This is a genomic window from Streptomyces sp. NPDC006265, assembly GCF_040613555.1.
Lineage (GTDB): Bacteria > Actinomycetota > Actinomycetes > Streptomycetales > Streptomycetaceae > Streptomyces.
Window position 1 is genome coordinate 1 of the sequence record NZ_JBEXSH010000393.1, and the last position, 8,007, is coordinate 8,007.

General features: G+C 70.8%; 8 protein-coding genes. All 8 read left to right on the forward strand.

The features are described 5' to 3' along the window. Window positions 1-10: 10 nt before the first annotated feature. The gene (gene crcB / locus ABZ281_RS27730; RefSeq protein ID WP_356659757.1) at window positions 11-358 is read left to right on the forward strand and encodes a fluoride efflux transporter CrcB; all 348 of its coding nucleotides are present in this window, start codon (window positions 11-13) and stop codon (window positions 356-358) included. Window positions 359-438: 80 nt separating this feature from the next. Beyond that, window positions 439-1,275 carry an undecaprenyl-diphosphate phosphatase gene (locus ABZ281_RS27735; RefSeq protein ID WP_356659747.1) on the forward strand — a complete coding sequence of 279 codons (837 nt, stop codon included), beginning with the start codon at window positions 439-441 and terminating at the stop codon, window positions 1,273-1,275. Window positions 1,276-1,447: 172 nt separating this feature from the next. Continuing rightward, entirely contained in the window at window positions 1,448-2,125 is a 678-nt protein-coding gene (locus tag ABZ281_RS27740; RefSeq protein ID WP_356659759.1) for a FadR/GntR family transcriptional regulator, read from the forward strand. Further along, window positions 2,122-3,564, forward strand: a complete 1,443-nt coding sequence (locus tag ABZ281_RS27745) for an amino acid permease (RefSeq protein WP_356659749.1) — start codon at window positions 2,122-2,124, stop codon at window positions 3,562-3,564. The genes ABZ281_RS27740 and ABZ281_RS27745 overlap by 4 nt, the downstream gene beginning before the upstream one ends. A 32-nt stretch (window positions 3,565-3,596) precedes the next feature. Then, window positions 3,597-4,613, forward strand: coding sequence for an asparaginase (locus ABZ281_RS27750; RefSeq protein WP_356659761.1), 1,017 nt, complete (start codon window positions 3,597-3,599; stop codon window positions 4,611-4,613). 129 nt (window positions 4,614-4,742) lie between these two features. Continuing rightward, window positions 4,743-6,152: an aspartate ammonia-lyase gene (gene aspA / locus ABZ281_RS27755; protein ID WP_356659751.1), complete on the forward strand. Its 1,410-nt coding sequence runs from the start codon at window positions 4,743-4,745 to the stop codon at window positions 6,150-6,152. Between the two features lie 34 nt (window positions 6,153-6,186). After that, on the forward strand, window positions 6,187-7,119 hold the full coding sequence (locus ABZ281_RS27760; RefSeq protein WP_356659753.1) for a glutaminase: 933 nt from the start codon (window positions 6,187-6,189) through the stop codon (window positions 7,117-7,119). Between the two features lie 31 nt (window positions 7,120-7,150). After that, a partial coding sequence (locus tag ABZ281_RS27765) for a glycosyltransferase 87 family protein (protein ID WP_356659755.1) occupies window positions 7,151-8,007 on the forward strand: 857 nt, incomplete at its 3' end.

An 8,007-nucleotide genomic window follows, 5' to 3' on the forward strand; every position in this document is an offset into this window, starting at 1 on the left:
AGAACTCGTTGTGAACTGGCTGCTGGTCGTCGGCGGCGCCCTGGTCGGGGCCCCGCTGCGCTACCTCACCGACCGGGCGGTCCAGGCGCGGCACGATTCGGTCTTCCCCTGGGGCACCTTCACGGTGAACGTCACCGGCTCCCTGATCCTCGGCCTGCTCACCGGAGCCGCCACACACCTCCAGATCCTGCTCGGCACCGGCCTGTGCGGGGCCCTGACGACCTTCTCGACGTTCTCCTACGAGACGCTGCGGCTGGCGGAGACCGGGGCGCGTCTGCAGGCCGCCCTCAACGTCGCGGCCACCGTGACGGCCGGTCTCGCCGCGGCCTTCGCGGGGGCGGCACTGGCGCGTTACTAGGCGCGTGCATGAGATCCGTTCTCGTCCGGGTGTAGTAAGACGGTCCCCTCCGCTCCCGCCCCCGAGCAGAACTGGATCCCATGAGCGTCATCAGCGTTGGTCAGGCCGTCGTCCTCGGAGCCGTCGAGGGGGTGACCGAGTTCCTGCCCGTCTCCTCCACCGGGCATCTGAAGATCGTCGAGGGACTGATGGGCATCCCCGTCGACGACCACGCCGTGGTCGGGTTCTCGGCCGTCATCCAGGTCGGCGCGATCGCCGCGGTGCTCGTGTACTTCTTCAAGGACATCGTGCGGATCGTCTCCTCCTGGGGGAGGGGCCTGCGCGACCGCGAGGAGCGGTACCACCACGACTACAAGTTCGCCTGGTGGGTCATCTATGCGACCCTCCCGATCGTCGCCGTGGGACTCGCCGCCAAGCCGCTCATCGAGGGCCCGCTCGCCTCGCTGTGGGTGGTCGCCGGCTCGCTGATCGTCGGCAGCGGCGTGATGTGGGCGGCGGACCAGATGGGCCGGCACAAGCGCGGCGAGGACGACACCTCGTTCAAGGACGCGATGCTGGTCGGCAGCTCCCAGATTCTCGCCCTGCTCTTCCCCGGTTTCTCCCGCTCCGGCGCCACCATGTCCACCGCGCTCATCCTGGACCTGGACCGCGTCGCCGCCACCCGGCTCTCCTTCTTCCTCGGCATCCCCGCCCTGACCGGCGCCGGCCTCTACGAGCTCAAGGACGCGCTGGGCGCGGGGGTGGGCGCGGCGCCGCTGGCCGTCGGCACGGTCGTCTCGTTCGTCGTGGCGTACGCCTCCATCGCCTGGCTGCTGAAGTTCGTCGCCAAGCACTCCTTCAACGCCTTCGTGATCTACCGGATCGTGGTGGGAGTGCTGCTGTTCGGGCTGCTCGGAGTGGGTGTGCTGCACAGTTGAGTGGTCTGCCGGGAGGCGCCGTCGGCTGTCTGCGGCGCCATCGCGGCTCGTCGCGCAGTTCCCCGCGCCCCTGGGGCACCCCTTGACAGCACAAGCCGTCGCGCGGAGTATCTCTCCCGTGAACCTGTCAGACAGCCGGACAGCCGGACAGCCCGTGCGGCGCGTCAGCGCCATGGAAGCGGTGCTGGCGTACCTGCGCGGAGCCATCGAACGCGGCGAGTACGCCATCGGCGACAAGCTCCCCTCCGAGGCGGAGCTGTGCCGCACCCTCGAGGTCTCCCGGCCGGTGCTGCGCGAGGCGCTGCGGGCGCTGCAGACCATGGGTCTGACCGTGTCCCGGACCGGCAAGGGCACCTTCGTCGTCGCCAGCACCGTCGAGGACCCCACCTTCGGCGACTACGCGGCCAGCGACCTGCTGGAGGTGCGCCGCCACGTCGAGATCCCGGTCGCCGGGTACGCGGCCCGGCGCCGCACCCCGGAGAACCTCGACCACCTGGCCCACCTGCTGGACCGGATGGAGCGGGAGACGGACACCACCGCCTGGGTCGCCATGGACACGCTGTTCCATCTCGCCGTGGCCGAGGCCGCCCAGAACCCGGTCTTCCGCCGGGTCATCGAGGAGATCCGGGACGCGCTGGCCCGCCAGTCGGCCTTCCTCAACGAGCTGGGCGGCCGCCGCGAGCAGTCCAACCGCGAGCACCGGGCGATCGTCGAGGCGCTGATCGACGGTTCCGAGAACGACGCGGTGGAGGCCATGGCCCACCACCTCGACCGCGTCGAGACGACCCTCACCGACATCGTGCGTCCATCGCGCACGGACACCCCCACGGAAGGCGGACCCGAGGCGTGAGCGAGCAGTCCCTGCACAACGAGGTGCAGAAACGTTCCGTCCATGTCGATGCCGGAGACGAGGGCTACAGCAAGTCCCTGAAGTCCCGGCATGTCAACATGATCGCCATAGGCGGAGCCATCGGCACCGGCCTCTTCCTCGGCGCGGGCGGACGCCTCGCCGACGCCGGCCCCTCCCTCTTCATCGCCTACGCGGTCTGCGGCCTCTTCGCCTTCCTCGTCGTGCGCGCCCTGGGCGAACTGGTGCTGTACCGGCCCTCCTCCGGTGCCTTCGTCTCCTACGCACGTGAGTTCATGGGGGAGAAGGGCGCCTACACCGCCGGCTGGATGTACTTCCTCAACTGGGCGACCACCGGCATCGCCGACATCACCGCCGTCGCCACCTACACCCACTACTGGGGCATGTTCTCCGACATCCCGCAGTGGGTCATCGCACTGATCGCGCTGGCCGTGGTGCTCACCGTGAACCTCATCTCGGTGAAGATCTTCGGCGAGCTGGAGTTCTGGTTCGCGATCGTCAAGGTCGGCGCCCTGGTCGTCTTCATGTGCATCGGCATCTTCCTGCTGGTCACCCAGCACCCCGTCGACGGCCACACCCCGGGCCCGTCCCTGATCGGCGACAGCGGCGGCGTCTTCCCACACGGCCTGCTGCCCATGCTGCTGATCATCCAGGGCGTCGTCTTCGCCTACGCCTCCGTCGAACTGGTCGGTGTCACCGCCGGTGAGACCGAAAATCCCGAGAAGATCATACCGAAGGCGATCAACTCGATCATGTGGCGCGTCGGTGTGTTCTACGTCGGCTCGGTCGTGCTGCTCTCGATGCTGCTGCCGTGGAACAAGTACACCGCCGGCGAGAGCCCCTTCGTGACGGTGCTGTCCAACATCGGCGTCCCGGCGGCGGGCGGCGTGATGAACCTCGTCGTCCTCACGGCCGCCATGTCCTCCCTCAACTCCGGCCTGTACTCCACCGGCCGCATCCTGCGCTCCATGGCCATGGCCGGATCCGCGCCCAGGTTCACCTCCGTGATGAGCCGCAGCCAGGTCCCCTACGGCGGCATCCTGCTCACCAGCGGCATCTGCGTCCTGGGCGTCGGCCTCAACTTCGTCGTGCCCGCCGAGGCGTTCGAGATCGTGCTGAACTTCGCCGCGATCGGCATCCTCGCCACCTGGGGCATGATCATGGTCTGTCACCTCCTCTTCTGGCAGAAGACCCAGAAGGGCGAGCTGACCCGCCCGGGCTACCGGCTCCCGGGCTCCCCCTGGACCGAGATCGTGACGCTGGCGTTCCTCGCCTCCGTCCTGGTCCTCATGTACGCCGACGGCGGCGCGGGACGCACCACCGTGCTCTGCCTGCCGCTGATCGTCGGAGCCCTGGTCGTCGGATGGTTCGGCATCCGCGGCCGTATCGCGCGCAAGTCCACCACCGGAGCCGACGCGTGAGGAACGCGCCGCTCCACGAGAAGCAGGCAGTGATGTTCAGCAGTTCTCTCGCGGACGCACCCCTTGTCCGTGAACCCGTCCACGCCCCCGTCGCCCACCTCATCCGCGGCGGAATCGTCGAAGGCATCCACTACGGCTCCGTCGTCGTCCTCGACGCCGACGGAGAGGTCCGGCTCCAGATCGGAGACATCGAGGCCGCCTTCTACCCGCGCTCGGCGATCAAGCCCGTCCAGGCCGTGGCCATGGCCCGGGCCGGGCTGCCCCTCGACGGCGAGCTGCTGTCACTGACGGCGGCCAGCCACTCCGGCGAGGAACGCCACCTCGCCGGCACCCGGCGCATCCTCGAACTCGCCGGGCTCACCGAAGACCACCTGCGCAACGTCCCGGACCTGCCGTTCGACCCGGTCGTCCGGGACGCCTGGGTGCGCGAGGGCCGGCTGCCCTCACGGCTCGCCCAGAACTGCTCCGGCAAGCACGCCGCGATGCTCTACACCTGCACCCTCAACGGCTGGCCCCTGGAGAACTACCTCGCCCCCGGCCACCCCCTCCAGCAGGCCATCGCCGAGATCGTCGAGGACCTCACCGGGCAGCGCATCGCCGGAGTCACCGTCGACGGCTGCGGCGCGCCCCTGTTCTCCCTCTCCCTGCACGGCCTGGCCCGGGCCACCGCCCGGATCGTCACGGCCGCGCCGGGCACACCCGAGGCCCGGGTCGCCGACGCCATGCGCGAGCACGCGGAGATGGCCTCCGGCTCCGGGCGGGACGTCGCCGCGCTGATGCGGGCCGTGCCGGGGCTGCTCTCCAAGGACGGTTTCGAGGGCGTTCAGGTCGCCGCGCTGCCCGACGGGCGGGCCGTCGCCGTGAAGATCGCCGACGGGGCGAACCGGGCGCGGGTGCCGGTGGCCGCCGCGGCGTTGGCCCGGGCCGGTGTCGATCCGGAGCTGCTCACCGAGTTCCGGGGCGAGCCGCTGCTCGGGGGAGGGGAGCCGGTGGGGTCCGTGCGGGTGGCCCGTGCGCTGGATCCGCTTCCGGCGACGGCCGACTCGTAGCCGGACCCCCGAGGGGGACTGCGGGCCGTCGCCGGTCCGACGGCCGTCCGTGGTTGATCGCGCGGTCCCCCGCGCCCCTGAAGGGCGCGCACCCACCTTCCTTCCCTCAGAAAGAGGACCCTCACCGTCATGACCGCCGCCACCCGCTCCGAGCACGATCTGCTCGGCGACCGTGACGTTCCCGCCGAGGCGTACTGGGGTGTGCACACCCTGCGGGCCACGGAGAACTTCCCCATCACGGGCATGCCCATCTCCGCCTACCCGCACCTGATCGACGCCCTGGCCGCCGTCAAGGAGGCCGCCGCCCTCGCCAACGAGGAACTCGGCCTGCTGGACCCCAAGAAGGCCGCCGCCATCGTCGAGGCCTGCCGCGAGATCCGCGACGGCAAGCTGCACGACCAGTTCGTCGTGGACGTCGTCCAGGGCGGCGCCGGCACCTCCACCAACATGAACGCCAACGAGGTCGTGGCGAACCGGGCGCTGGAACTGCTGGGTCACGCCAAGGGCGAGTACGGGTTCCTGCACCCCAACGAGGACGTCAACCTCGGCCAGTCCACCAACGACGTCTACCCGACCGCCGTCAAGATCGCGACGGTGTTCGCGGTGCGCGGGCTGCTCGACGCGATGTCCGTTCTCCAGGACACGTTCGCCCACAAGGCCGTCGAGTTCCGCGATGTGCTCAAGATGGGCCGCACCCAGTTGCAGGACGCGGTGCCCATGACGCTGGGCCAGGAGTTCTCCGCGTACGCCGTCATGCTGGACGAGGACCGGGCCAGGCTCGCCGAGGCCGTCCAGCTGATCCATGAGATCAACCTCGGCGCGACCGCGATCGGCACCGGCCTCAACGCCCCCGCCGGATACGCCGAGGCGGCCCGCCGCCACCTCGCGGCCATCACCGGACTGCCCCTGGTGACCGCGGCCAACCTCGTCGAGGCGACCCAGGACTGCGGCGCCTTCGTGCAGATGTCCGGCGTGCTCAAGCGCGTCGCGGTCAAGCTCTCCAAGAGCTGCAACGACCTGCGGCTGCTGTCCTCCGGCCCGCGGGCCGGCCTGGGCGAGATCAACCTGCCGCCCGTTCAGGCCGGTTCGTCCATCATGCCGGGCAAGGTCAACCCGGTGATACCCGAGGTCGTCAACCAGGTCGCCTTCGAGGTCATCGGCAACGACGTCACCATCACCATGGCCGCCGAGGCCGGACAGCTCCAGCTCAACGCCTTCGAGCCGATCATCCTGCACTCCCTGTCGGAGTCCATCACGCATCTGCAGAGCGCGTGCCTGACCCTGGCCGAGCGCTGCGTCTCCGGCATCACCGCCAACACCGAGGCGCTGCGCACCAGCGTCGAGAACTCCATCGGCCTGGTCACCGCCCTCAATCCGCACATCGGCTACACAGCCGCCACCGACATCGCCAAGGAGGCCCTCGCCACCGGCCGGGGCGTGGCCGAACTGGTCCTGGAGAAGGGCCTGCTCCCCGCCGAGACACTGGCCGGCCTGCTCCGCCCCGAGGTCCTGGCGGGCAGCGGCCAGACCCCGGCCTGACCCACGAGAGCGCACCGGGACCGGCGGAGGGAGAATGGTGATCATGACATCGTCGACGACTTTCCAGCCGGTCCTGGAGCGCATCGCCGAGGAGGTCGAGCGGACCCCCGGCCGCGGCAGGCCCGCCGGCTACATCCCGGCGCTCGCCGCCTGCGACCCGCGCAGCTTCGGCATGGCCGTCGCCGACCTCGACGGCACGGTGTACGGGGTGGGGGACTGGCGGCAGCCGTTCTCCGCGCAGTCCCTCACCAAGGTCTTCACGCTCGCCCTCGACCTGTCCCGCGAGGGCGACGCCCTGTGGGAGCACGTGGGCCGCGAGCCCTCCGGCAACCCCTTCAACTCCCTCGTCCAACTGGAGTACGAGAACGGCATCCCCCGCAACCCGTTCATCAACGCCGGTGCCCTCGTCGTCACCGACCGGCTGCACACCCGTACCGGCGACGCCTCGGGCGAACTGCTGGCGTTCCTGCGGGCGGAGAGCGGTAACCCCGACCTGACCTTCGACCAGGAGGTCGCCGCGTCCGAGTCCGCGCACGGCGACCGCAACGCCGCGCTCGGGCACTTCATGGCGTCGTACGGCAACATCGACAACCCGGTGCCGACGCTCCTGGAGCAGTACTTCCGGCAGTGCTCGATCGCCGCGTCCTGCGCCGATCTCGCCCTCGCCACGAGCTTCCTGGCCCGGCACGGCATCCGCGCCGACGGCACCCGCCTGCTCAGCCGCAGCCAGGCCAAGCAGATCAACGCGATCATGCTGACCTGCGGCACGTACGATGCGGCGGGCGACTTCGCCTACCGCGTGGGCCTGCCCGGCAAGAGCGGCGTCGGCGGCGGCATCATCGCGGTCGTACCCGGCCGCTGCACGCTGTGCGTGTGGAGCCCGGGCCTGGACGAGCGGGGAAACTCGGTGGCGGGCGTGGCGGCGCTCGACCGCTTCACGACCCTGACGGGTCTGTCGGTGTTCTGACCGGCGGCCCTCCAGCGCGCCCTCAGCGTTCTTGACCGGCGGCCCTCCCGCGTGCCCTCAGCCGACGAGCTCCTTCGGCCAGGTCAACCTGTTGCTGCTGGCACTCGTGCTCACCGACGCGACGCTGCTCGCCACCGGGCGCGGATGCCTGGCGGGCGTCCGCATCGGTCTCGCGACGGCGATCAAACTCACGCCCGCGCTGTTCATCGGCCTGCTGCTGGTGGCCGGACGCCGACGGGCGGCGGCGGTCGCGACGGCGGTGGCCCTCGGTGCCACGGCCCTGGCGGCCCGGGGGGACCCGGACGCCTCGCGCCTCTACCGGACGGAGGCGCTGTGGGACACCGACCGTGTGAGACGCCTCGACCATATCTTGAACCAGTCGGTGCAGGGCGTTCTGGCCCGGCTCGGCGAACCGGACCGCGCGGTGTGGGCCCTGGCGGTGCTGCTGGTCCTCGGCGTGTGGGCGGTGCGGGCCCGCCGGGCGGTCGCGGCGGGGGACTGGACGGTGGCGTTCGCCCTGACCGGTCTCGCCGCCTGTCTCGTCAGCCCGATCACCCGGGTGGACCACCTCGTGTGGCTGCTGCCCTCCTTCGCCGTGCTGGTCCGCGCGGGGCGCCTCCGGGCGCCGGGCGCCCTGTACGCCGTGCTGTGCACGAGCGTGGTGTGGCTGTGGTCCGACGACGCGTCCGGCCTCGACGGGTTCCTGGGCGGCAACACCTACGTCTGGATCACCCTGGGTCTGCTGCTGTGGCTGCCGGCGGGTCAGCTCCGCCGGGGCCGGCGGACCGGAAGCCGCAGCACCAGCACCACGACCGCCGCGCCCGTACCGGCGGCACCGGCGATCATCCCCGCCTCGGTCCACACGGACCCGTGCTCCTCCGGCACGGC